The organism is Ruegeria sp. AL12 (assembly GCF_056540885.1).
Map to the genome: position 1 here is coordinate 202,907 of NZ_JBQFXN010000005.1, position 22,084 is coordinate 224,990.

Here is a 22,084-nt window from a genome sequence, read left to right on the forward strand (position 1 = left end):
TTGATGCTGGCCAGCCGACGAGTGTTGACCTTCGGTACATTGGAGGAGCACATAACAATCAAGGCAGCGGCTAAAAAGCGCTATAAAATAGGTTCTTTGTTGGGTAGGCATGGGAGTTCGAATCTCTCATTACCCACCATCATTCCCCCAAAATTGCTGATCATTTCCCCGGCCGGGGCCAAACATCTTTGATGCGGGTCCTGAACGTCTATCGCGAATAAAACCCTTCTCGCAGTTCCTGTCTGAGACGCAGACGCTCGGGGTATTCTTTCAGAAATTGTTCGGGGGGCTTGCCTTCCCAGACTTGCGCGTAAACCCGCATCTTGTTGCCGCCATAGATCTTTTCGAGGTCTTCATCGGAATAACCCCTGGCCCAGAGATCATCGGTGATTGCCGCAAGGATTTTGGCCAGCTCACCGTTGCCGGTCGCCCCTTTGTTGAACGCGTCGATCATGTAGCCGCCATCATCATACATGCTTGCGTATGCAGTCGCGAACTGCACAACCAATTCAGTCGAGAACATGTCGTCGGTTGCGATCCCAACGTGGTCGACCCCAACAAGTTGGACATAGTAGTCGATCATGTCGGCGGCTTGCTTGGGTGAGATATCTTCAGGCCAAACGCCGTCCATCATCCATTCAGTGAATGTCGGAGACACATAGCCGCCCGATTTGGCCGCACGCAGGGCCTCGTCATCGGGAATGGCCCGATAACACCCGCGTGGCGTCGCACCGGGTTCGTTTGCGTAAAGGCCGGCAGGAACCGAATGCGTGTAAACATAAGGCACGCCGGGATAGTTTTCGTCCATGTAGTCCATGGCGTCGTTGGCCGTTTTGGAACCCGTGTGGCTAAGGTCCAGTAGGATGCCGAAACGCACCATTTCATCGATCACCGACTTGCCCCAAGGGGTCAGACCGATATCGCGCCCGTTATAGGCCGCCAACTGCCCCGACCCGGTGCGGAAGATATCGTTGTAGGCCAGGATCATACTCTTGATCCCCACATCCTTGAGCAACGCCATCTTCCTCAGGTCGCCATCCAGAATCGTCGCCGTCTGGCTGTTCCAGATGACCGCCGTCTTGCCTTGAATATGGGCGGCTTCGATATCGCGGGTTTCATTCACGATCAGGTAATTCTCTGGCTGTTGCGCCATCGCCGACCGGAAGTGGTAGTGCTGATCAAGAAAGGTCTCAAAAGACATATCCGCTGCGGCCAGCGTCATCTCATGACCTGTTATTCCGTTGTCCCGAGCCCGCGCGAAGTAAGTGTGCAGTTGTTCGTCTTCAGTCCAGCCTGTGCCGTAGGGGCTGGCCAACATGCCAAGCACGATTGTGTCCTTCACAAATTGCTTCGCCTCATCCGACGCATCCCATGTCTTGCTTTCCTCGCTCGCGTGCAGCGCGGCGCCGGATACGATTGCAATGGCGCTTGCGGCCAACCAAGTTTTCATGACTGAGCCTCCCAAATTGGTTTCGTGTGAGTTGCTGCTTTCGAGCCGCATCAAAAAACGATCCGGGTTCGCAGGCTGAACAACGTGATGCTATCCTGATTGGGGTTCAGCAGCGGATTGGAAATGAACTGTAGTGACGGCGTAATTTGCAGACCGGGTGAGATTGAAAAGCGATAGAATGCTTCCAGCGTGAACTGATCGCCGTCGATGTTTCTTGCTTCGGCCCAGTTCAAACCCAAACCGGCCAGATCGGTGTTTCGACCGTAATAGCCCAGCCCGGCAGAAACCGAACGATCATACAGCGCTGCCGTGCCTTTCGACGCCCCTGCCCGAAAGAACGGCATCCATTTGTTTTCGACAAACCAAGCCGCGGAAAACACGGCCCCATAATCTTCTGCACGGCTGCCATCGTCGGCCGCATCTGCATGCCAGAGGGTCAGGTGGACATTGTCGAAATAGATGCGATCAAAGCCGGACGTGTAGCCAATCTCAAACGATTTGAAGAGATTGCCGTCGCTGAACACGTCAAGACTTGGATCAGACGGATCGGCGTTTGCGTCTGCAACGCTGGCAACGGCGTAGAAGTTTTCGTTCAGCTTTATCCCACCGGCAATGCCAATTCCCTGGTTGGGCGTGTTGATTGTCGGATTGGTGTTGAACGACAGGTTTTGGAACCCGCTGTAGGGGCTGACCAACCCATAGATATCCACAAAGTCCGTCACATCGATCTGGCCGACTTGCAGCGTCCATGCGCCGTTTTCGGCCCTTTGGGTCCAGAACAGGTTGGTCAGCAACAAACCACTGTCGTTGAAGGCCGTCCCGGTGATCGACAATGCGCCCCCGTCCAGCCCAAGGAATTGCGGGGCAACGTCGGTGTATCCGTGCCGATCTTCGATTTTGAATGTCAGAGAGCCCCGCTCGGTTGCCTGCCAACTGCCGTAGATACGAGCGATTCCACCTGCGGCTTCACCAGTTCCCAAATCGGCGTTCGTGGATTGACCCAACGCCAGGTAATCCACGCTGAACCGAAATCCGCTCTCGGCCAGCCTGTCTTTCCACCGAAACCAACCCGGCGCGATGTTGCGCGGAAATTCGGAACGGTATTGCGGATCGGTCAGGCCATCGCCAGGTTTCAGCTCGGCCTCGACCGAAGAAGGCCCGGACAACCCCTGCGCAGACGCCGTACCCGCGCAGGTAATACTCAATGCGGCAACAAGGCGCCTTATCATTCCGACGCCTTTGCGCCGCCAGTTTTACGATTGCCAGCAGCTCGGACGCGATCGGCTGCGCGCTGTCTCCATTCCAGACCGTCGGCCTTGTTTTCCAGCGTTTCAACGCTGTCCGTCTCCAATTTGAAGGTTGCATTCATCGGCACGAGCCCATCCACGACCATCATGTTCTGAACCGAGGGTTCAATCGTCAGCCTACCTGTGAGCCGAACGGGTTCATGGAAGTAACTGGGGGCCCAGTCGCCGTTCAACCGCACCCGGATCATCTGATTGGGCGGAGGCGGGGGCATGTGGCTGCACATCCCGCGTTCTGGCACCAAATATGCAACCGCTCGCCCGTCCGGATCGTTCGGCGCGGGAATGGCAAAGCCGGTCAGCGTAACACTCTGGCCATCGAGTTGCGGATTTCCGTTTGTTCCTGCCTTTCTTCGCCGCTCTTTCACATACTCTCGCTGATCGAGCAGCCAGTCGACATCAACGCCCCCCTCGGCCAAGGCGTCTTCAGTCTCGGTCAGAAGCTCATGCCATTTCTGTCTTTCCTCAAGGCTGCCGACATCCTGCTGCAACCTGCCGCGCAAGCGCACGACGAAGAGCACATCGTCAAACTGTTCAGGGCTCAGATCACGATAAGGGTCATCGAACACCTGCACCGACGGGTCCGGAAGGTCAGACCAGTCAAGCGTCGCATGGGGCGTTGCCATTGCGGAATGACCGCTCAGGACCAAGCCAGCGAAAACTGCGGCGCGAAACCAAGGGAACATCAAATCTCTCCAACCGTTTTTTTGGTTAGTCCAGTGTGTTCTTGTATATCACACCGTCCTTCATAATCAGTCGGATCGTTTCCGGGCTTTCCGGCCTCGGGTCGGCGCCAAACCATTGATCCCCGGTTCCAACGACGGAAAAGTCTTCAAGAGGGTTTCCGTCGATCAGCAGGATATCCGCATAAGCCCCTTCCTCGATCACACCCAGTTTTCCGTCCGTATACGGGTTCATGAAATCGCCGGACAGCGCCACGATCTCGCCACCGATCGACGTCAAAGTGACCATCGACTGATAGGGCCCAAAAAATTCATTGTTCAGGTGTTTCTCGTAGGCAATCTGAATATTGCACGCTTCGACTGAGCCAACACAGTCAGTCTGGAACCCCCGCTTTACCGGGCATTCTTTCATATTATCGATGTAGCCTGCAAATGTCGCCGAGGCCGATTTTGCTTTGGCAAGGCTCGAGGGAACGTTTGCCACTGCCGGAATATCGAGCAATCCGGGATCGAAGGCTGTCAGGTTCGTGGTAATGTAGGCCCCTTTTTCGTTCATGACCTGGGCAATGTCACAGTCGAACGAGAAACCATGTTCAATCGACATCACACCCGCGTCCAGCGCACTAAGGATTGCCTCCTTACGATAGGAATGCGCCATGACATAGCTGCCATATTCATTGGCGACCTGCACGGCGGCCCTGATTTCCTCGGGCGATCCAGCAAGCAATTGCCATGGATCGAAGGCTGAAACGACACCGCCGGATTGCATGAATTTCAACTGCGTTGCGCCCATGCGGAAATTGTTACGCGCGAATTTATAAACGTCATCGACGCCGCTAACCTCTTGCGCCAAGTTTAGGCGGCTCATGTTGGTCTCTGAACCCGGCGGCGCGGTGAAATTCGCAAAGTCAGCGTGACCACCTCGCGTTCCTATAAATGCGCCAGACGGGTAATAACGGGGGCCATCGATTTGCCCCGAGTCAATTGCCCTGCGCAACCCACCATTGGCCCCCCCGGCGTCTCTGACCGTGGTAAAACCTTGCATGAGATACATCTCAGCCATTCGTGCACCGTGAATGGCGAAGTCCTCCCATGTTGTGTTGGCTTCCATCGCTGGCAGCGTAGGCCCCATCAACATCAAATGGGCATGGTTCTCGACAAAGCCCGGGCTCAACGTCCGCCCCCCGCCGTCAATCACAACGGCGTTGGGCGCGTCCACCGCTTCGGTTGAAACAGTCTTGATCAGGTTGCCCTCGACCAGAACATTTGCATTCTCGATACGTTGCTCATTCACGCCATCAAAGACGTGCACATTGGTAAACAGCGTTTGAGGATCTTCTTGATCCTGAGCCTGCGCAGCCGCCGAAAAACCAAAAACTGCCGCGACCACTACCGCCGGGCAAATGGACATTCGCATGTTGGTCATAGGTCTTCCCTTCACATTCACGTTTTACCAAACGTAGCCCGAAAACTCTTGGGCGGGTTGCCACTTTTGGACTAACATGTGCGAATGTGACCGCAAAAAAGGCCACTGAACGAAACCATCGGTTTTAACAAGGGTGACGGGCGTGCCACTCAGCTCCACTTCTGAAGCGCATAGCGAAGGCTTTATCCGCCTCGCGCTGGCCGCCCCGTTTCTGCAATATCTCACCGACCGCGGGATCAATCCGCAACCGGCCTTGGATCAGGTCGGCTTGAAGGCCGACCTGCTGTCCGACCCATCTGTCTATGTCCACTCAGAACTGGTCTATGGTCTGTTGAATGCCTTCTCAGAGTTGTCAGGGGATCGATACCTTGGCCTGAATGTAGGAGAGACATTTGACCTGCAAGGATGGCCGCCATTCGCCCGGTCGCTGCAATCCTCGAACACTCTGTTCGAGTTTTTTGCCCGGTTCGTAAGGCTTGTTCCACAAGAGTCCAACGCCGTCCGGCACAGTCTTGTCGTGGAAGCAGACAAAGCGATCTATCGGATCGCACGGCAACAAGAACCAACCGTTCCGCCCGTTCAGGTTACCGGGTTTGGAGCTGCCATCTATGTGCGCCTGTTGCAAAGCGTGGTCGGAAACGCGTGGGATCCGTCCCGGGTGCGATGGGAAAGCAGATACATCCTTGGCTTGCCACGCGGTTACAAAGGTATCGAAGTCGGCCTTGGACCCAACCCCGGAATGCAGATCAGTTTTCCCGTGGAATGGTTGTTTCTACACCATGCGGCAGAGGAGTCCGAAACGCCGACAGACACGATTCGACACAATGAAGACGTCACCGTAGTGGCCGCTTTGCGGTCTGTCCTGCGCGGAAAACTGGATGAGTCAGAGCTGGGGCCGGAGGTTGTGGCCGGATTGCTGGGTATCCAGCCCGAGCGGTTCCTGAAAGCACTTCAGAAACATCAGACAACACTTCCCCGAGAGGTAAGGCGTCTGCGGGTCGATGTCGCCAAGGAGCACCTCAGAGAAAGCAAAATGACAGTTGCCGAGATCGGCCTCATGCTTGGCTATTCCGACAAGTCCCACTTCACTCGGTTTTTTCGAAGCCAGACCGGTGTGACGCCAACAAAATTCCGTCTTGGATAGCAACTGCGCTGCGAATGGGCGGGTTGGCGTTCCACTGCCTCTCTCATGTATGTCCACCAAGGGATGGCCATGATTTGCGCCACGTTCATGGATCAATACCAAAGGTTGAAAAAGCAATTGCCCGATGGCCCTTTTGGCAACGCATGCGCCGTCACGCATGCCTGTTGCGGCTCGATCGGACGTGATCTTGAAAGCGGCAGGAAAGGATATGCCCTTGAACCGTTCCGCAGTTTGTGCAACTTCAAATCGCTGACAACACCAGGCATCTCTGGGAACCTGTGCGCTTGGCGGCAGTGCAAGACGGCGCTTGGGTACATCTGCGGATTGGAAAAGGCGCTTCGGTTACGCTGAAGATGTCAGGAGTTCGAGTGTCTCTTCACCCACCTTTTTACCTTCTGAATTTCGACGCTCAAACACGGTTGAATCGACGTGGCGGCGTTGCAACCGGTTGCAAGTTCAGGTCGATGATGCATAATGCTGGGGCAATGCCAAACTTACCTGCTTTCCTGCCTCGCTGTTATCGGAGTCCCGCAGCGTGAGTGTGACCCTGAAAGACGTGGCCGCCTTGGCTGGCGTTTCACGGTCCGCCGTGTCGCGCACCTTTACCGAAGGTGCCTCGGTTTCCGCAAAAACGCGCAGCAAGGTTGAAAAGGCGGCCCGTGAGCTGGGCTACAGCCCCAATGCTCTGGCTTCGTCTCTGACGACCGGGCGCACCAAGCTGATCGGGTTGATTTCGAACAACTTTCACAACCCGATCTTTCTGGAAGTCTTCGACCAGTTTACACGCGCCTTGCAGGAACGCGGCCTGCGACCACTGATCGTGAACCTGACGGACGAGACCGAGCCCGCCAATTCCGTACGCATGCTGCGGCAATACTCGGTGGATGCGGTGATCGTCGCCTCGTCGACCTTGCCGCCCAGCTTTGCCAAGGCGTTCCACGATGCTGGCGTACCGGTGGTGCACACGTTCGGCCGGTCTGCCACCTCGCCCGAGGTGCATGTGGTCGGGATCGACAATGTGGAATGCGGGCGCATGGCCGCGCGCGAGCTGGTCGCCCGGGGTTATGCCAGCGTGGGCTATCTGGGCGGGCCGCAGGATGCGACCTCGTCCCTGGACCGGCAGCGGGGCTTTATCGAAGAAATGGCCAACCATCCGCAGATTCCGGTCAACCACTCCTTCGCCGGGGCTTATTCCTTCGAGGCCGGCCGGGCCGAGATGCTGCGCCTGCTGGCCGGTGAGCCGGCGCAGGCCTATTTCTGCGGCGACGACATCCTGTCGATTGGGGCGCTGTCGGCGCTGGCCGATCACGGGCTGAAACCGGGCACCGATATCGGGATCATCGGCCTGAACGACATGGAGATGTCGCGCTGGGAATATATCAACCTGACGACCATCCATCAGCCGATCAAGCAGATCATCACCTCGTCGGTCGATCTGGTCGAAGAGATGCTGAAGACGCCCGATCGCTACCCCGAGGCACGGATTTTCCCCTGTCGGGTGGTCGAGCGGGGCACGTTGCGGCCCTGCCCCTGATCAGCGGAACATCGGCGGGCGGGCGTCCTGCCAGGCACCATCTGCTTTGCCCGACGCAACAGCCGCGTGCACCGCTGCGATCGATCGCACGCCATCCGCTGCGTTGGGCAGGCCATCCCGGCTTTCACCGCGGATCGCATCCGCCAGATCGCAATAGATATTGGCAACGGCCAGCGGGAATCCCTCGGGGTGCGCGATGGCGACCCGAGACAGGCGTCGCACTTCATCATGCAGACCCCCCTCGCCTTTTTCGATGATCTGGGTGCGCCCTCCTACCGGGGTGTAGATCAACTGGTTGGGTTGCTCTGACGCCCAGCGCAACCCGCCGGTTTCGCCAAAGACCTGTATGTCAAAGCCATGCTGGCGCCCGATCGCCACGGAAGATGTCCAAAGACGCCCGACTGTGCCGCCTTCCATACGGAAGTTGATCATTGCATCGTCTTCCAGTTCCCGGCTTGCGATCGTTGAGGCCATATCAGCCGAAAGCGTCTTCACCTCGTCATCACAGATAAAGCTGGCCATATGCAGGGCGTGGATACCGCAATCGGCGAACTGCCCGGAAACCCCTGCCATCGCAGGGTCATAGCGCCAGCGCACGCGCGGATTGTCCGCATCGGTGGCATCCCCATGATGGCCGTGGCTGAAATTGGTCACCACAAGACGCACCCGTCCGATCTCGCCCGAGCGCACCATAGCGCGGGCCTGCCGCACCATCGGATAGGCGGAATAGCAGTAGTTCACCGCGCAGATCTTTCCCGATGCTTCGGCGACGCTGACTATTTCCTCACCCTCTTCCACAGTCATTGTCATCGGTTTTTCACACAAGACATTGAAGCCCGCTTCAAGATAGGCCTTGGCGATCTCGAAATGTGTCGAATTCGGCGTGGCGATTGTCACCAGATCGATCCGGTCTTCTCGGTCCTTCTCACCCGCCAGCATCTCTTGCCAGTCGCCATAGGCACGATCGGCGGCAACGCCCAATCGCTGCGCGTATTCCCGGCCCGCTTCGGGCCGGTGATCCAGCGCACCAGCAGCAAATTCAAACAGCCCGTCAGCCTGTGCCCCCAAGCGGTGCGCGGGGCCAATCTGGCTGCCTTCACCACCACCGATCATGCCCCATCTCAACTTAGCCATGGTCATCGTCTCTCATTAGAACTTTTTTGTTTGAGCGATCAGAAATCGCGGATGTCTTTCCACTGCCGCTGCTCTGACGATGCCAAGGCGGCGGCAAGCACCCGGTTGACCTCATGCCCGTCGCGAAAGGTCGGCCAAGCGGCTTTTTCGGTGTGGATGGCCTGAAGAAAATCTTTGGCCTCGATAATGATCTGGTCCTGATAGCCTGTTCCGTGGCCCGGACCCTGGCAGAAAGGCTCGTAATCCGGATGCGCCGGGCTTGTCAGGATTTTTGTGAACCCACGGGACGCTTCGGGCCCTTCCCGCTTATACAACCACAGCGCGTTCTGGTCCTCCTGGTCGAACCGGATGGCGCCCTTTGTTCCCGATATTTCATAAGCATAGCCCATTTTTCGCCCCGTCGCGACGCGGCTGAAATACAGGTTGCCCATAACGCCATTTTCAAAACGGCACATCATCTGGGCATGGTCGTCATTTGTCACCTCACCGCCCGGTCGGGTTTTGTGAACCGTTTCAACATCCGCCATCACTTGCGCGATCGGACCAACCAGCGCCAATGCACCGTTGACCATATGCGGTGCCAGATCTCCGATGGTGCCATTGGCCATGCCCGTCGTACGCCAGGAGGCAGGAGCGTGCGGGTCGGCATAGAAATCCTCGGTGTGCTCCCCCCGGAACCAGGTGATATCCCCGATTTCACCATTGGCAATAAGCTGGCGGGCGTATTGGGTCGCAGGTGTACGAACATAGTTGAACCCCACCATGTTGACCGCGCCAGACGCTTCGGCAGCAGCAACCATGGCCAGACTGTCGTCAAGGGATGCGCCCAGTGGTTTTTCACACAAGACCGGTTTACCCAATTCAAACGCCGCTTCGGCAATCTGGCGATGTGTCGATTGAGGAGAGGCGATGACAATTGCCTCGACCCTAGGATCCTCAACCAATACCCGCCAATCATCGGTCGCTTTGTCAAACCCATAGGCTGTCCTGTAACGTTCGGCGCTTTCAGGGCTGGACGCACAAATGACCTCGAGCCGGGGTCGCAATGCCGTGTTGAACACCGCACCGACCGCTGACATGGCCACGGAATGGGCCTTGCCCATATAGCCGCCGCCGACGATTCCAATTCCGATTTTAGGCATCTGCAACGGCTCCGAACATATCATTTGCAACCGGTTGCAAAATCAGTATCGTGTGAATCGATTCAACGCAAGGTCCAAACTTTGCCGACCCTTTCTGCCGGAGGACAAAACTTGAGCGCTTTGATGGATGGTATCAAAGGAAACCGCTTCGCCGTTCTGGGTCGCGCAGGCATGGACCTGTACGCCGACCCGATCGGCGTCAAAAGCGAGGATGCCAGCACGTTTCATGCCGACCTTGGTGGTTCCTCCGCCAATATTTGTGCCGGGCTGGTCAAGTTGGGCAGCGAGGCGTCGCTGATCACGTCGGTCTCGGACGATGCGATTGGGCGGTTCTGTCTGAACCGGTTGCGGCATTACGGTGTGGACACATCCTACATCCGCGTTCTGGGCGGCGAATACCGCATGTCTCTGGCGGTTTACGAAAGCCGGACCGAGGATTTTCAGAATGTGATCTATCGCAACGGGGCCGTTGATTTCCAGGTCACCAAAGAGGACATGGACAGGGTCGATTATTCGTCATTCTCGGCAATCATCTCGGCTGGAACGGTCTTTGCGTCCGAACCGTCGCGCAGCGCCACATTCCGGGCCTTCGAGAGCGCCCGAAGCGCAGGCCTGCCGATCATCTTCGACATCGATTACCGCCCATACAGCTGGCCCTCGGCCGAGGTGGCTGCCGAAGTTCTGTCGCGGGCTGGCGAAGCCAGCAACCTGATCGTCGGCAACGACGAAGAATTCGGATTCATGGCCGGCGGCATCGAAAAGGGTTTTGCCAAAGCGCAGGAACTTGCCCAAAAACCGGGTCGGATCGTCATCTACAAGATGGGCGAAAAAGGTGCTGTCACCTTTGTGGACGGGCAAGAGCTGCGAACCGGTATTTACCCGGTTACGGCCGTCAAACCCAACGGGGCTGGCGACAGTTTCATGGCCGGGCTGCTGGCCTCGATCGCGGCGGGGCACGATCTGAAAGACGCGGTCATGCGCGGTTCGGCCTGCGCGTCGATCGTGGTGTCGCATCCCGGTTGCGCACCCGCCATGCCAACGACACCAGAACTGGACGCGTTCCTCGCTTCGCATCCCGGCCCGACCACATAGGAGAGTACCATGCATATCGCGCCCTATGACAATCAGAACAAACCCATCGTAGACGCCGATGATCCGACGGTTCCGCTGAACTATTTCAACATCGTCAAACTGAAAAAGGGCGAGGCCTTCGAATACAAGGTCCCGGGTTACGAAACCTGCATCGTGCCCGCCACCGGCAGCGTCGACGTGGACGTCGAAGGCGTGCGCTTTGCTCATCTGGGCAACCGGGGCGAAGATGTCTGGGATGGCGAGCCCGAGGGCGCCTATGTCCCGTCGGGGGCACGGGCGCAGATGGTCTGCGTGTCAGAGACGGCCGAGGTGTTCGTGGCAGGCGCAAAGTATGACAAGGTGCTGGATCCGTTCGACGTGCGCGAGCATGACCTGGTGCAATATGGCAGCGACGACACCAAGACCCATCGCAAGATCAAGCATATCCTGGGCCAGAAGCAGCATGACAAGGTCGGCCGCCTGTTGGTCAGCGAGTTGTTCACCGTGGGTCAGGGCGGCTGGTCGGGCTTTCCCAGCCACAAGCACGACACCAACCGCCTGCCGGACGAGACCCGGCATGACGAAACCTACAATTTCCGCTTCAAACCCAACTGGGGCTCGGGTCTACAGATGCTGCAACGCGAGGACAACGAGCCGGGCGATGCCTATCACATCGTCGATGGCTCCACGATCTGCATCGACAAGGGCTATCACCCCTGCTGCGTGCTGCCGGGATACGAGATGTATTACTTCACCATCCTCGGCGGGCTGACCCAGCGGTCGCTGGTGCAGTATTTCCAACCCACCCATGCCTATCAGATCGAAACGATCCCGGGCATCAAAGACATGATCGCCAAGTTCAAATGACCCTTGTTACGCTCAAAGACGTCCTGCAACCCGCCTACGAACAGGGCTATGCCGTCGGCGGCCTGGTGACGCTGGGCTGGGAGGACATGCGCGCCTATGTCGCCGCCGCCGAGGCCGAGAACGCCCCGGTGATCCTGCAAGCCGGACCCAGCTGCCGCGAGCACACGCCGCTGCCGATCCTGGGCAAGATGTTCCGGTATCTGGCCGAAAACGCCTCGGTGCCCGTGGTGGCGCATCTGGATCACGGCTACACCTTCGAGGATTGCAAGATCGCGCTGGACAGCGGGTTCACATCGCTGATGTTCGACGGGTCGCGCAAGCCCTTGCAGCAGAACATCGATGAAACCGCCGCGATTGCCGAAATGGCCCATGCCGCCGGGATCTCGTGCGAGGGCGAGATCGGCTTCGTCGGCTATTCCGGGGGCGAAGGCTCGGCCGGAACCGACCCGGACGAGGCAGCGACCTTCGCCGCCCAGACCGGCGTGGATGCGATGGCGATCTCGGTCGGGAACGTGCATTTGCAGGAAAACAAGGAAGGCGGTCTGGACGAGGACCGTATCCGCCAGATCGACTCCATGACCAACGTGCCGCTGGTGATCCATGGCGGATCGGGCGTGCCCGTGGAACAGCGCGCACGGCTGGCGCGCGAGACCTCCATCTGCAAATTCAATATCGGGACCGAGCTGCGCATGGCCTTCGGCGCCGCGCTGCGCGACGCCGTGAACCGCGACCCCGACCGGTTCGACCGGGTGACGATCCTGAAGGAAACTCACGATCCGGTCATGGCCGCTGCCCGCACCGTGATCCGCGCCTTTGGTGCGCCACCGCAGCGGTGACGCTCAGAGCGTGAATGCCGACCGGAAGGCGTTTAGCGCGTCTTCCGGGTCGCCTGCGGCGAAGGCTTCCATCCCGACAGGGCCACGATAACCCAATTCGTTCAACGCACGCGCCACGGCGGCATAGTTGATCTCGCCGGTTCCGGGCTCGCACCGACCGGGATTGTCGGCCACCTGCACCTCTCCGATCCAGGGCAGGCATTTTTCACACCAGCGGATCAGATCCCCCTCGCCGATCTGGGTATGGTAGAGGTCGAGATTGATCCGCAACTGCGGACGATCAACCGACGAAACCAATGAAAGCACGTCCGCCGTTGACCCGAACGGACAGCCGGGATGGTCCAGCAGGTTCAGGTTTTCAAGCGTGAACACCACATTGTTGGCCTCGGCCAGATCACAGATCCGGTTCAGGGTGTCCCTGGCCTTGAGCCACATCGGCCCTGTGACCTCGTCATGCTGCCAGATCGGTATGCCACCGTCACCCAACCCGGTGCCGTGCAGGTTCAGACGCGCAACGCCCAGACGCTTGCCGACCTGAATTGTTTCGGCGGCCGAGGCCAGCAGCATCTCGGCCCCGTCATCATCAGCCAGCCGCCCTTGAAGATAGCCGTTCATGATGGTGAAACGGGCACCGGTTGCGACCAGCCTGGGAATATCGAGCTCCGGCCAGTTCCACAGCCCGACGCCGAACCCCATCTCGGCCAGCCGGGCGGCACGCCAATCCATCGGCCTGTCCAGCCACAGCATCTCGGCGCAAGCTGCCAGTTCGAACGGTTGAGTCATCGAACCACCTTTCGGAATGTGAGGGCTCAGATCGACCCGCCTTCGACCATGAAGTTCCCGGCGCTGCACATGGCCGCGTCGTCCGAGGCCAGAAACAGCACCATCCGCGCCACATAGACCGGGTCGATCGGGTCGGGCAGGCACTGACGGTCGATCTGCTTGGCCAGCGCCTCGGGTGTGACCCACAGGTCTTTCTGGCGCTGCGTCATGATCCAGCCGGGCACGACCGTGTTGACGCGGATGCGGTGATCGCCCAGTTCGCGCGCCATGGTACGGGTCAGTCCATGCACCGCCGATTTCGCAGTGGCATAGGCAGGGAAACCCGCCCCGGCCTCCCACCACGAATTCGACCCGATATTGATGATCGAACCTGCACCTTTGGCGATCATTCCGGGTGCCACCGACTGAATGGCAAAGAACATATGGCGGATATTGGTCGCCATGCGCTCATCCCAATAGTCGGGCGTAACGTCGCGCCAGTCGTGCCGGTCATCCCGGGCCGCGTTGTTCACCAGCACATCCGCCTCGCACAGCTCTTCCACCAGTTGCCCTATTGCGGCGTTCATCTCGTCAATGTTGCGCAGATCGCATTGGGCGAATGCATGCTCTCCGTCCAGCTCGGAAAGCAAAGCAAGTCCGGCATCGGCGTTGAGGTCCAAAAACCCAACCTTTGCCCCCTGTTCGGCAAAGGCCCGAACGGTTTCCGCGCCAATTCCGCCGGCGCCTCCGGTGATGAAAACCGTCTTACCTGCAAGGCTTGGGTAATTGGCGAAAGTATGGCTCATCCGTCACGCTCCATGATCCATTCGACCTCGGGGGCCGGCACGAACCGCCATTTCCGCAGCGGTCCGGCCATGACGTTCAGATAGTACATCTCGAACCCATAGGGCGCACCGCAAGGGTGATGGCCACGCGGGACAGTGACAACGTCGCCATCGGATACCGCCATCGTCTCATCCAACTGGCCGTCATCGGTGTAAACCCGCTGGATCCCAAACCCGTTCGACGGGTTCAGGCGGTGGTAGTAGGTCTCTTCCAGATAGGTGATGCGGGGATAGTCATCCTCGTCGTGGCGGTGGCTGGGATAGGACGACCAGTGGCCATTCGGCGTGAACACCTCGGTCACAAGCAGGCTGTCGGCGTAATCCTCGGCCTCCATCGCGATGTTGTTGATATAGCGTGTGTTTACGCCCTTTCCACGTTCAGTCAGGGTTATGCCATCGGGTCCAATGCGCCGCGCCGTATGACCGCCCTTACCCGGCGCCGAACAGATGGCCACAACGCAGTCGGTTTCCGCCACGGCCTCCCACTCGGTTCCGTTGGGCAGATACAGGCAATGCGGCGGTGTTTTTTCGAATACACTCATCCGGTCGCCCAAAATGCCCCAATCCTGTCCGGCCCCGGTGATCCGCGCCTTGCCTTCGACCATCACCAGAATGACTTCGCGATCTGCGGTCACTTCGTTTGCGCGATCCCCGGCCTTTAAATGATAAAGCCCGAAGCCCACATAATTCCATCCAGCGCTTGACGGAGTGATGTCATGTACCTTGCCGTGGGTTCCGATCGGTTTCTTCAGCAGGTCTGCCATTCTTGTTCTCCTTCTTGGGCGGCCCCCGAGTGCCCGCCTGTGTTGAATTCAGGCAGCTTGCCTTTGGTTCCGGGCCGATAGGGACTGGGCCAGCTGCGCCTCGGTCCATCCTTCTGCAACCGCGCGACGCAGAATATCCGCCTGGCTTTCCGGTGCGTTACCTCCCACAGGCGGGTCCGTGTCCAGATTGGTCGGGAAGGGATAGCCCTCAGCCGTGGCCGCAATTGCAGCCTCCACCTGCGCTGCGTCCAGCGCCCCGCGCTGTTTCAAGGCGATCAGAGACGGGAACAGCGCCAAGGACATCGCCCGCCGATCCACCGACTCCATCGCGCGCCCGAAGGCAGATGAGATTTGCAGCAGGTTTGCCATGCGATTGATGTCGGCGCTGCTGTTCGCGCCCGCCGCATGGAACAGCGCCGGATTGAAGAACACCGCGTCCCCCTTTTCCAATGGCAACTGGATACAGCTGTCTTCGAAATGCGCCCGGTGTGCTTCATCGTGGAACGCCAGATAGCCCGGCGGGTAGAGCTGCGAAAACGGCAACAACTTGGTCGGCCCGCTTTCCACCGGCATGTCACAATGCGCAACCGCCCCTTGCAGGGTCAGCGAGGCCGTCACCAGATGAGCCTGTGCAGGATACCTGGCCGCGTTTTCGGCGCTTTGAAACCCAAGGTGATAATCCCGATGCGCCTGTTGCGCCTTGCCACCGGGGCGCACCTGATTGATCTGAGCAGTAACCTGATAGTTCGGGCCAAGCCACGCTTCACATGCCGCCGCAACCACCGTGTTCCCGAAATAGAGCGCAAAGCCCTCGGGGTCGCGCAGGCATTGCTTTTGCAGCGCGTTCCACACCCGGTCATTCGCGCCGGACGCGGCAAAATGATCGCCCTCACCGGCGCCACCCTGGCGTTCTTCTTCGATGATTTCACGAAACACATCCGTCGCCCGATCAATGATCGACGTGTCGGGATACGCCCCTTTCAGGGCGATCACACCGGCGGATTTGCCCAGTACCCGGCCCCATTCCGCCAGCAAGGCCCTGCGCGTATCAGGCCGTTCCAAACCGGGACTCAGTGCCTGCATATCATAGACGGGCACGTTCTTTTCTACCGAGGCGGCAAAAGGCACCGTCTCGGCGGAAAGAGTCTGCGAGGTCAACACCTTGAATTCGTCCAGATCACAGGATTCCCGGTCGAAATAGCCGACGAAACTGAGTTCTTGATTCACCATGATTTTTCTCCTCTTTCATGGCTTCGGTGTTGCCCCGAAAGGCGGGTTGTTACGCTTTGATCTCCAATCCTGCCTGACCGCAAACCTCGACGATGTGGTCAAAGCCCATTTTCGAGTACTCATAGGGCGGCGCCTTGGCCGGGTCCTGCTCTGCCTCGACCACGATCCAGCCGCTGTAATCCATTGCTTTCAGCGCATTGGCCACGGCCTGAAAGTCGATGCAACCGTCACCCGGCACGGTGAACGCGCCCGCGATCACCGCATCCAGAAAACTGCGATTGTTCTCACGCGTGTCCTGTACGATTTCAGGGCGGATATCCTTGAAATGCACGTGATGCACCCGATCGCCCCAACGGTTCAGCGTGGCCATCACATCGCCGCCACCAAACAGCAGATGGCCCGTATCGAAACACAGGCTCAATTCGGGGCCTGACCCCTCCATCAGCCAGTTCACCTCATCTTCACTTTCGATGATCGTGCCCATGTGATGGTGATAGGCCATGGGCATGCCCTGATCTGCCATCCACTTGGCAAGTTCGGTCAGCCTGCCCGCATAGGCCAGAACCTCGTCCCGCGACAATTTGGGGCGATCATTGACAGGCGTTCCGATCTGTCCCTGGACGGTATTGGAACATTCGGCATAGACGATGCACGGGCTGTTCAGCGCAACGAATTGTTCGACCTGTTCACGCACCACGGCGATCTCGGCGTGCAGGTCGTTGACCAGCGTGCTGCCCGAGCACCACCCCCCGCACAGCGCGATGTCATTTGCGTCCAGATAGGCCCGCAACCCTTCGGTGTCGGCGGGCATCCTCTGGCCTCGTTCGACACCTGTATAGCCGATCTCGCGCGCTTCTTTCAGCGCCTGCTCCATCGTGTAAGCTGCGGTCAGGTCCGGCAGGTCGTCATTCTGCCAGGCAATCGGAGAGATGCCGATCTTCACGCTCATTTCGTGTTTCTTTCCTTGATGGCGGCTTCATAGGCCGCGCGCTTTTCATTCACTTCGGGGCGGGTGCTGACCTCGGGCACCGCCACTTCCCACCAGGTTCCGCCATATTCGGTCGATGGGTAGGGATCGGTGTCGATCACCACGACATAGGGGCCTTTGACCTCATCGCGTTTGGCCAGCGCGTCTTCAAGTTCGGCAATCGAACTGACCTTGACCGAAGTCGCCCCCATCGCTGCCGCATGGGCGGCAAAATCGATGGCTGATTTTGTCTCATGCACAGTGTGGTCGAGAAGGTTGTTGAACTCGGCCCCGCCTGTCCCCATTTGCAGACGGTTGATGCAACCAAACCCGCGGTTGTCCGTGACGACAACGGTGAACGAAATCCCCATCATCGCCGCCGTCGCCATTTCCGAGTTGGCCATCATATAAGTGCCATCACCGGTAAAGCAGATCACGTCGCGGTCGGGCTGGGCCATCTTGATGCCCATGGCACCAGCGATCTCGTACCCCATGCAGCTGAAACCATATTCCATGTGATAGGCACCGGGGCGTGGTGCCTTCCAAAGCTTGTGCAGCTCACCCGGCATCGTGCCGGCAGCGCACATCGCAACAGTGTTTTCCTTGGCGGCCCGCTGCACGGCGCCGATCACCTGCATATCCGTTGGCAGCGCATTGCTGTCCGTCGGGGCATCCGTCAGCGCATCAACTTTGCCAAACCAATCAGATTTCAATGCCGCAGGCAGATCCGGCGCGCGATGGCCGCCCAGCGCTTCTCTGAGCTCATCCAGACCAACCCGAGCGTCGGCCTGCAACGGCATCGCTCCGTGCTTTTCGGCGTCATAGGCGGCAGTGTTCAAGCTAATCAACTCGCGCTCGGGGTTCGCGAACAAACCCCATGACCCGGTGGTGAAGTCCTGAAACCGGGTGCCGACGCCCAGCACAAGATCCGCCTTTGCGCAGATGTCGTTGGCAGGTTCGCCCCCGGTCACACCAACAGGGCCAAGGTTGAGCGGATGATCCCAGGCCAATGCGGACTTGCCGGCCTGTGTCTCGGCCACGGGGACATTGTGTGCCTCGGCAAAACGCTGCAATGTGGCGGTTGCGTCCGAATAATGCACACCTCCGCCAGCAACGATAACGGGGCGCTTGGCGGCCTTGATCGCGGCGACGGCGCGCGCCAGTTCCCCCTCATCCGGGCGAATGCGGCGCTGATACCAAACGCGTGGCTCAAAGAAGCTTTCGGGATAGTCATATGCTTCGGCCTGCACATCCTGACAAAAGGCCAGCGTCGCCGGGCCGCAATCCGCCGGGTCCGTCATCGTGCGGAAGGCGCGCGGCAGAGCCGTCAGCAGATGTTCCGGGCGGGTGATGCGGTCGAAATACCGGCTGACCGGTCTGAAACAATCATTCGCACTGATGGTTCCATCCGAGAACACTTCGGGTTGCTGCAAAACCGGATCGGGGCCACGCGTCGCAAATACATCGCCGGGCAGCAACAGAACAGGCAGACGGTTCACGTGGGCCAGAGCAGCGGCCGTAACCATGTTGGTGGCCCCCGGTCCGATTGATGACGTCACCGCCATGGCGCGCCGCCGGCCCAACTGCTTGGCATAAGCAATCGCGCTGTGTGCCATGGTCTGTTCGTTGTGACCGCGATAGGTGGGAAGACGGTCTTTCACCCCATGCAGCGCCTCGCCCAGACCTGCCACGTTGCCATGGCCGAAGATCGCCCACACACCTGCGATGAACGGCTCTCCGGCCTCGTTCATCTGCGCCCCGAGATAGCGCACCAGAGCCTGCGCCGCGGTCAATCGGACTGTTTTGCTCATCATGATCCCTTTCAACTCGGAGCCGCCATCGGCGGTCCGCGGGTTTTCTCATTTTCGAAGGTGTCAGGCCTTTTGTCAGAGCCTGAAATCAGAGTGGCGTCAGGTGCCACCGCCCGATGGATGCCCCCGTGAGGGCATCCGAGCGTTTTGCTTTAGACAGTACCGCCCAGCGATCCCTCAAGCTCGGCCATTTCCTGACCGCCGGCCATCAGGTCCTGCAACTCTTCGGGTGTGATTTCACCGCGTTTGGCAGTGCCCAGAGTTTTGCCGCGGTTCAGTACGGTAAAACGATCACCCACCGCCAGCGCATGGCGCACGTTGTGGCTGATGAAAACCACGCCGACACCCTGGCTGCGCACCCGGTCGATCGTGGCAAGAACATTCGACGTCTGACGCACACCAAGCGCCGAGGTCGGTTCGTCGAGGATCAGGATCTTGGCACCGAAATACACCGCCCGCGCGATGGCCACCGTCTGACGTTCGCCGCCGGACAATGTCCCAACCGCCTGATCCGGCGCGCGCAGATTGATGCCCATCTTGCGCATCTCTTCCATGCAGACTTCGTTTGCATGATCCACATCGAACCGCTTGAACAACCCTTTGCCCTTGGTGGGTTCGCGCCCCATGAAGAAATTGCGCGTTACGCTCATCAGCGGGATCATCGCAAGATCCTGAAACACGGTCGCGATGCCCGCTTCCATCGCGTCACGCGGCGTGTCGAAATGCAGCGGCTGACCTTCGAACAAAATCTCGCCCTTGGTGGGTTTGTGCACCCCGGACATGGTCTTGATGAAGGTGGACTTGCCCGCGCCGTTGTCGCCCAGCAGGCAATGGCATTCCCCGGGCTTGACGTCAAAGCTGACGCCAGCAAGCGCGATGATATTGCCAAAGTGCTTTTCGATGTCTTTCATCTGAACGATGGGCGCCTGATCGTCGACGGCATCGCCATGGTGGAACTTGGTGTCTTCGGTCATATCAGCGCTCCCCGGTTACGCGCTTGCGGATCGCGTTGTTGAACAGAACGGCAATCAACAGCATGGCCCCCAGGAAGACCTGGAACCAATCCTGATCAAAGTCGGTATAGGTCAGTCCGATGACGACCATTCCAAAGATGATCGAGCCGAAGAAAGCCCCGATGGCCGAGCCGTACCCGCCGGTCAGCAGGCAGCCGCCGATCACCGCAGCGATGATCGCCTCGAATTCTTTCTGGAACCCCCGCCGCGCATCGGTCGAGCCCGCGTCCATGACGGTAATGATCGCCACAAGGGCGGCGCAGCAGGCCGTCAGCATGAACAGTGAAACCTTGACGCGATTCACCGGAACACCTGAATTGGATGCAGCCGTGCTGTCCCCACCCGAGGCGAAAATCCAGTTCCCCACCGGGGTGCGCAGCAGCACGTAGGTTGCCGCCAGTGTAATGACGATGAACCACAGGATTTCGACCGGAATTCCCGGGACCTTGGGCGCGCCGCTTTTGAATGTATCGATCATGCCGTTGGCGGCCAGCCATGCGAACAGGCTGCCGAATGCTTCGCCCGAAAAGAACGGGGCCAGCCAGTCGTTTTCGACCGCGTCGCGCACACCGCGCAACTGGGTCGAACCGCCTGTCGCCATTTTCAGACCCACCAGTGACAGGCCACGAAGGATGAACAGAAACGCCAGCGTTACAATGAACGAAGGCAGGCCCGAGCGGATCACGATGTTGCCGTTAATCGCACCGACACAGGCCGCAAATACGAATGTCATCGGGATGGCAAAGATCAGCGGCAATTGCCAGGTCACGACGCAGACGCCGAAAAACAGCCCCGAGAACGCGACCATCGATCCAATCGACAGGTCGAACTCTCCACCGATCATCAGCAGTGCCGCACCGATCGCCAGGATACCCAACTGTGCCGCGGGGGTCATGAAGTTCATGACACCGGCCAGAGTGAACATCGATTCATCTGCGGTAATCGCAAAGAACACGAATACCAGAACCGCGCCTGCAATGGCGCCCAGCTCGGGTCTTTTCATCAGTTTGGTCAGGAATGGTTCTTTCTTGACCCTTTCGTCCGACAGGACGGGCGCTGATTCACTCATGGTTTCCTCCCAATTCGGTGAGACCGGCGCGTTGGCGCCGATCCTGTTGTTTGTCGAGCCGCGCCGAAATCAGCGGATACCTTGCGCGGACAGTTCGATGACCTGTGCGGCCTTGTCCTGCGTGATCAGGTTTGGACCCGAAGGCACGTCGCCGCCCGGCATCAGGCCGTATTTGGCGTGCAGACCCATGAAGTTCACCGACAGGTAGCCCTGAAGGTACTGCTGCTGGTCGATGGCAAAGGCCGCGTCACCATCCACGATTGACTGGAGGAAGTTGGCCGACAGGTCGAAAGAGGCAACATTCAAATCCCGCCCCGAGGCTTTGGCCGCAGCGACCGAAGGCTCGCCGGCCGAGCTTGCGCCCAGCGCCATAACGGTATCGACGCTTTCGTCAGCGGCCAGCGCGGCGGCAACTTTGGACTCGATCTCGGACGGATCGTTCGAGGTCGGCAGAACGGTTACTTTACCGCCGAACCCTTCGGTGAAGCCTTCACAGCGCAGGTCAAGTGATACGTTGCCGACCTCGTGGTTGACACAGATCGCATTGGTTCCACCCATCGAGGCCAGCTTTTCACCAGCCGCCTTGCCCGCATCATATTCGTCCTGACCCACATGCAGCAAAGCACCCAGTTCCTTGGCCACTTCCGCACCCGAGTTGATCGAGATCACCGGGATACCGGCGGCAACCGCACGTTCGATCGAGGGGCCAAGCGCGTCGGCATCCGGGATCGAGACGATCAGCCCGTCGGGCTCCTGGTTCACGGCGGCGTCGATCAGCTGCGACATGGCAACCATGTCAAAGGTTTCAGGTGCACGATATTCCACGTTGACACCGACATCTTTTCCGGCCTGCTCAACGCCGTTCTTCACGACGTTCCAGAATGCGTCATTGGCCTGGCCATGCGACACGACCACGATTTCCTGCGCAAAAGCAGGTGTGGCCAAGGCCAGTGCCCCCGCAGCAAGCGCGCCTTTAACGAATTTCTTCATTTCAGTTTCCTCCCAATGGTTCAGTCTGATCTTCTGTCGGGG

General features: G+C 58.9%; 20 protein-coding genes. 5 read left to right on the forward strand and 15 right to left on the reverse strand.

Annotated elements, in window-relative coordinates; translation table 11 throughout:
• Positions 1 to 208 precede the first annotated feature (208 nt).
• From ACR0C6_RS14780 to ACR0C6_RS14795, 4 genes are read right to left on the reverse strand one after another with little or no spacing between them, the layout of a single operon-like run.
• On the reverse strand, positions 209 to 1,450 hold the full coding sequence (locus ACR0C6_RS14780; protein ID WP_480619964.1) for a membrane dipeptidase: 1,242 nt from the start codon (positions 1,448 to 1,450) through the stop codon (positions 209 to 211).
• Between the two features lie 50 nt (positions 1,451 to 1,500).
• The gene (locus tag ACR0C6_RS14785) at positions 1,501 to 2,679 is read right to left on the reverse strand and encodes a carbohydrate porin (protein ID WP_480619966.1); all 1,179 of its coding nucleotides are present in this window, start codon (positions 2,677 to 2,679) and stop codon (positions 1,501 to 1,503) included.
• Positions 2,676 to 3,440 carry a DUF3299 domain-containing protein gene (locus ACR0C6_RS14790; RefSeq protein ID WP_480619968.1) on the reverse strand — a complete coding sequence of 255 codons (765 nt, stop codon included), beginning with the start codon at positions 3,438 to 3,440 and terminating at the stop codon, positions 2,676 to 2,678. The genes ACR0C6_RS14785 and ACR0C6_RS14790 overlap by 4 nt, the downstream gene beginning before the upstream one ends.
• A 25-nt stretch (positions 3,441 to 3,465) precedes the next feature.
• Entirely contained in the window at positions 3,466 to 4,863 is a 1,398-nt protein-coding gene (locus tag ACR0C6_RS14795) for an amidohydrolase family protein (protein WP_171615406.1), read from the reverse strand.
• 142 nt (positions 4,864 to 5,005) lie between these two features.
• On the opposite strand from ACR0C6_RS14795, the gene ACR0C6_RS14800 reads away from it, so the two are divergent.
• Both ACR0C6_RS14800 and ACR0C6_RS14805 read left to right on the forward strand, forming a co-directional pair.
• Positions 5,006 to 6,007 (forward strand): helix-turn-helix transcriptional regulator, encoded by a 1,002-nt coding sequence (locus tag ACR0C6_RS14800; RefSeq protein ID WP_480619970.1) that lies wholly within the window; start codon positions 5,006 to 5,008, stop codon positions 6,005 to 6,007.
• Between the two features lie 535 nt (positions 6,008 to 6,542).
• Positions 6,543 to 7,541: a LacI family DNA-binding transcriptional regulator gene (locus tag ACR0C6_RS14805; protein WP_480446126.1), complete on the forward strand. Its 999-nt coding sequence runs from the start codon at positions 6,543 to 6,545 to the stop codon at positions 7,539 to 7,541.
• Here the strand turns inward: ACR0C6_RS14805 and ACR0C6_RS14810 are convergent, their stop codons facing one another.
• The gene (locus ACR0C6_RS14810) at positions 7,542 to 8,675 is read right to left on the reverse strand and encodes a Gfo/Idh/MocA family protein (protein WP_480446127.1); all 1,134 of its coding nucleotides are present in this window, start codon (positions 8,673 to 8,675) and stop codon (positions 7,542 to 7,544) included. It lies immediately after the preceding gene.
• 38 nt (positions 8,676 to 8,713) lie between these two features.
• Positions 8,714 to 9,817 (reverse strand): Gfo/Idh/MocA family protein, encoded by a 1,104-nt coding sequence (locus ACR0C6_RS14815; protein WP_480619972.1) that lies wholly within the window; start codon positions 9,815 to 9,817, stop codon positions 8,714 to 8,716.
• Positions 9,818 to 9,940: 123 nt separating this feature from the next.
• On the opposite strand from ACR0C6_RS14815, the gene iolC reads away from it, so the two are divergent.
• From iolC to ACR0C6_RS14830, 3 genes are read left to right on the forward strand one after another with little or no spacing between them, the layout of a single operon-like run.
• Complete coding sequence (iolC, locus tag ACR0C6_RS14820; protein ID WP_480619995.1) at positions 9,941 to 10,909, forward strand: 5-dehydro-2-deoxygluconokinase; 969 nt, start codon at positions 9,941 to 9,943, stop codon at positions 10,907 to 10,909.
• 9 nt (positions 10,910 to 10,918) lie between these two features.
• The gene (locus ACR0C6_RS14825) at positions 10,919 to 11,755 is read left to right on the forward strand and encodes a 5-deoxy-glucuronate isomerase (protein WP_171118976.1); all 837 of its coding nucleotides are present in this window, start codon (positions 10,919 to 10,921) and stop codon (positions 11,753 to 11,755) included.
• Positions 11,752 to 12,591 carry a class II fructose-bisphosphate aldolase gene (locus tag ACR0C6_RS14830; RefSeq protein ID WP_480619974.1) on the forward strand — a complete coding sequence of 280 codons (840 nt, stop codon included), beginning with the start codon at positions 11,752 to 11,754 and terminating at the stop codon, positions 12,589 to 12,591. The genes ACR0C6_RS14825 and ACR0C6_RS14830 overlap by 4 nt, the downstream gene beginning before the upstream one ends.
• 3 nt (positions 12,592 to 12,594) lie before the next feature.
• On the opposite strand, the gene ACR0C6_RS14835 is transcribed toward ACR0C6_RS14830, so the two are convergent.
• From ACR0C6_RS14835 to ACR0C6_RS14875, 9 genes are all read right to left on the reverse strand, one after another.
• Complete coding sequence (locus ACR0C6_RS14835; RefSeq protein ID WP_480619976.1) at positions 12,595 to 13,374, reverse strand: TIM barrel protein; 780 nt, start codon at positions 13,372 to 13,374, stop codon at positions 12,595 to 12,597.
• 26 nt (positions 13,375 to 13,400) lie between these two features.
• A complete protein-coding gene (locus ACR0C6_RS14840; RefSeq protein ID WP_480619978.1) occupies positions 13,401 to 14,159 on the reverse strand; it encodes an SDR family NAD(P)-dependent oxidoreductase in 759 nt (252 codons plus the stop codon).
• Positions 14,156 to 14,962 carry a 5-deoxy-glucuronate isomerase gene (gene iolB / locus ACR0C6_RS14845; protein ID WP_480619980.1) on the reverse strand — a complete coding sequence of 269 codons (807 nt, stop codon included), beginning with the start codon at positions 14,960 to 14,962 and terminating at the stop codon, positions 14,156 to 14,158. Before iolB ends, ACR0C6_RS14840 begins: the two co-directional genes overlap by 4 nt.
• Positions 14,963 to 15,010: 48 nt before the next feature.
• The gene (locus ACR0C6_RS14850; protein ID WP_480619982.1) at positions 15,011 to 16,192 is read right to left on the reverse strand and encodes a phytanoyl-CoA dioxygenase family protein; all 1,182 of its coding nucleotides are present in this window, start codon (positions 16,190 to 16,192) and stop codon (positions 15,011 to 15,013) included.
• 49 nt (positions 16,193 to 16,241) lie between these two features.
• Entirely contained in the window at positions 16,242 to 17,141 is a 900-nt protein-coding gene (gene iolE, locus ACR0C6_RS14855) for a myo-inosose-2 dehydratase (RefSeq protein WP_480619984.1), read from the reverse strand.
• Complete coding sequence (gene iolD / locus ACR0C6_RS14860; RefSeq protein ID WP_480619986.1) at positions 17,138 to 18,970, reverse strand: 3D-(3,5/4)-trihydroxycyclohexane-1,2-dione acylhydrolase (decyclizing); 1,833 nt, start codon at positions 18,968 to 18,970, stop codon at positions 17,138 to 17,140. Before iolD ends, iolE begins: the two co-directional genes overlap by 4 nt.
• A gap of 152 nt (positions 18,971 to 19,122) precedes the next feature.
• Complete coding sequence (locus ACR0C6_RS14865) at positions 19,123 to 19,944, reverse strand: ATP-binding cassette domain-containing protein (protein WP_480446136.1); 822 nt, start codon at positions 19,942 to 19,944, stop codon at positions 19,123 to 19,125.
• A 1-nt stretch (position 19,945) separates the two neighbouring features.
• Complete coding sequence (locus ACR0C6_RS14870; RefSeq protein WP_152459132.1) at positions 19,946 to 21,052, reverse strand: ABC transporter permease; 1,107 nt, start codon at positions 21,050 to 21,052, stop codon at positions 19,946 to 19,948.
• 69 nt (positions 21,053 to 21,121) lie between these two features.
• A complete protein-coding gene (locus ACR0C6_RS14875) occupies positions 21,122 to 22,042 on the reverse strand; it encodes a sugar ABC transporter substrate-binding protein (RefSeq protein ID WP_171638033.1) in 921 nt (306 codons plus the stop codon).
• Positions 22,043 to 22,084: the final 42 nt, after the last annotated feature.

What these genes read in the sequence shown, in the direction of transcription:
- ACR0C6_RS14850 (WP_480619982.1), bottom strand. Translation starts at nt 16,192, where the DNA reads ATGGTGAATCAAGAACTCAGTTTCGTCGGCTATTTCGACCGGGAATCC.
- ACR0C6_RS14815 (WP_480619972.1), bottom strand. Translation starts at nt 9,817, where the DNA reads ATGCCTAAAATCGGAATTGGAATCGTCGGCGGCGGCTATATGGGCAAG.
- ACR0C6_RS14875 (WP_171638033.1), bottom strand. Translation starts at nt 22,042, where the DNA reads ATGAAGAAATTCGTTAAAGGCGCGCTTGCTGCGGGGGCACTGGCCTTG.
- ACR0C6_RS14835 (WP_480619976.1), bottom strand. Translation starts at nt 13,374, where the DNA reads ATGACTCAACCGTTCGAACTGGCAGCTTGCGCCGAGATGCTGTGGCTG.
- ACR0C6_RS14870 (WP_152459132.1), bottom strand. Translation starts at nt 21,052, where the DNA reads ATGAGTGAATCAGCGCCCGTCCTGTCGGACGAAAGGGTCAAGAAAGAA.
- ACR0C6_RS14865 (WP_480446136.1), bottom strand. Translation starts at nt 19,944, where the DNA reads ATGACCGAAGACACCAAGTTCCACCATGGCGATGCCGTCGACGATCAG.
- iolB (WP_480619980.1), bottom strand. Translation starts at nt 14,962, where the DNA reads ATGGCAGACCTGCTGAAGAAACCGATCGGAACCCACGGCAAGGTACAT.
- ACR0C6_RS14795 (WP_171615406.1), bottom strand. Translation starts at nt 4,863, where the DNA reads ATGACCAACATGCGAATGTCCATTTGCCCGGCGGTAGTGGTCGCGGCA.
- ACR0C6_RS14825 (WP_171118976.1), top strand. Translation starts at nt 10,919, where the DNA reads ATGCATATCGCGCCCTATGACAATCAGAACAAACCCATCGTAGACGCC.
- ACR0C6_RS14830 (WP_480619974.1), top strand. Translation starts at nt 11,752, where the DNA reads ATGACCCTTGTTACGCTCAAAGACGTCCTGCAACCCGCCTACGAACAG.
- iolC (WP_480619995.1), top strand. Translation starts at nt 9,941, where the DNA reads ATGGATGGTATCAAAGGAAACCGCTTCGCCGTTCTGGGTCGCGCAGGC.
- iolD (WP_480619986.1), bottom strand. Translation starts at nt 18,970, where the DNA reads ATGAGCAAAACAGTCCGATTGACCGCGGCGCAGGCTCTGGTGCGCTAT.
- iolE (WP_480619984.1), bottom strand. Translation starts at nt 17,141, where the DNA reads ATGAGCGTGAAGATCGGCATCTCTCCGATTGCCTGGCAGAATGACGAC.
- ACR0C6_RS14780 (WP_480619964.1), bottom strand. Translation starts at nt 1,450, where the DNA reads ATGAAAACTTGGTTGGCCGCAAGCGCCATTGCAATCGTATCCGGCGCC.
- ACR0C6_RS14785 (WP_480619966.1), bottom strand. Translation starts at nt 2,679, where the DNA reads ATGATAAGGCGCCTTGTTGCCGCATTGAGTATTACCTGCGCGGGTACG.
- ACR0C6_RS14790 (WP_480619968.1), bottom strand. Translation starts at nt 3,440, where the DNA reads ATGTTCCCTTGGTTTCGCGCCGCAGTTTTCGCTGGCTTGGTCCTGAGC.
- ACR0C6_RS14840 (WP_480619978.1), bottom strand. Translation starts at nt 14,159, where the DNA reads ATGAGCCATACTTTCGCCAATTACCCAAGCCTTGCAGGTAAGACGGTT.
- ACR0C6_RS14810 (WP_480446127.1), bottom strand. Translation starts at nt 8,675, where the DNA reads ATGGCTAAGTTGAGATGGGGCATGATCGGTGGTGGTGAAGGCAGCCAG.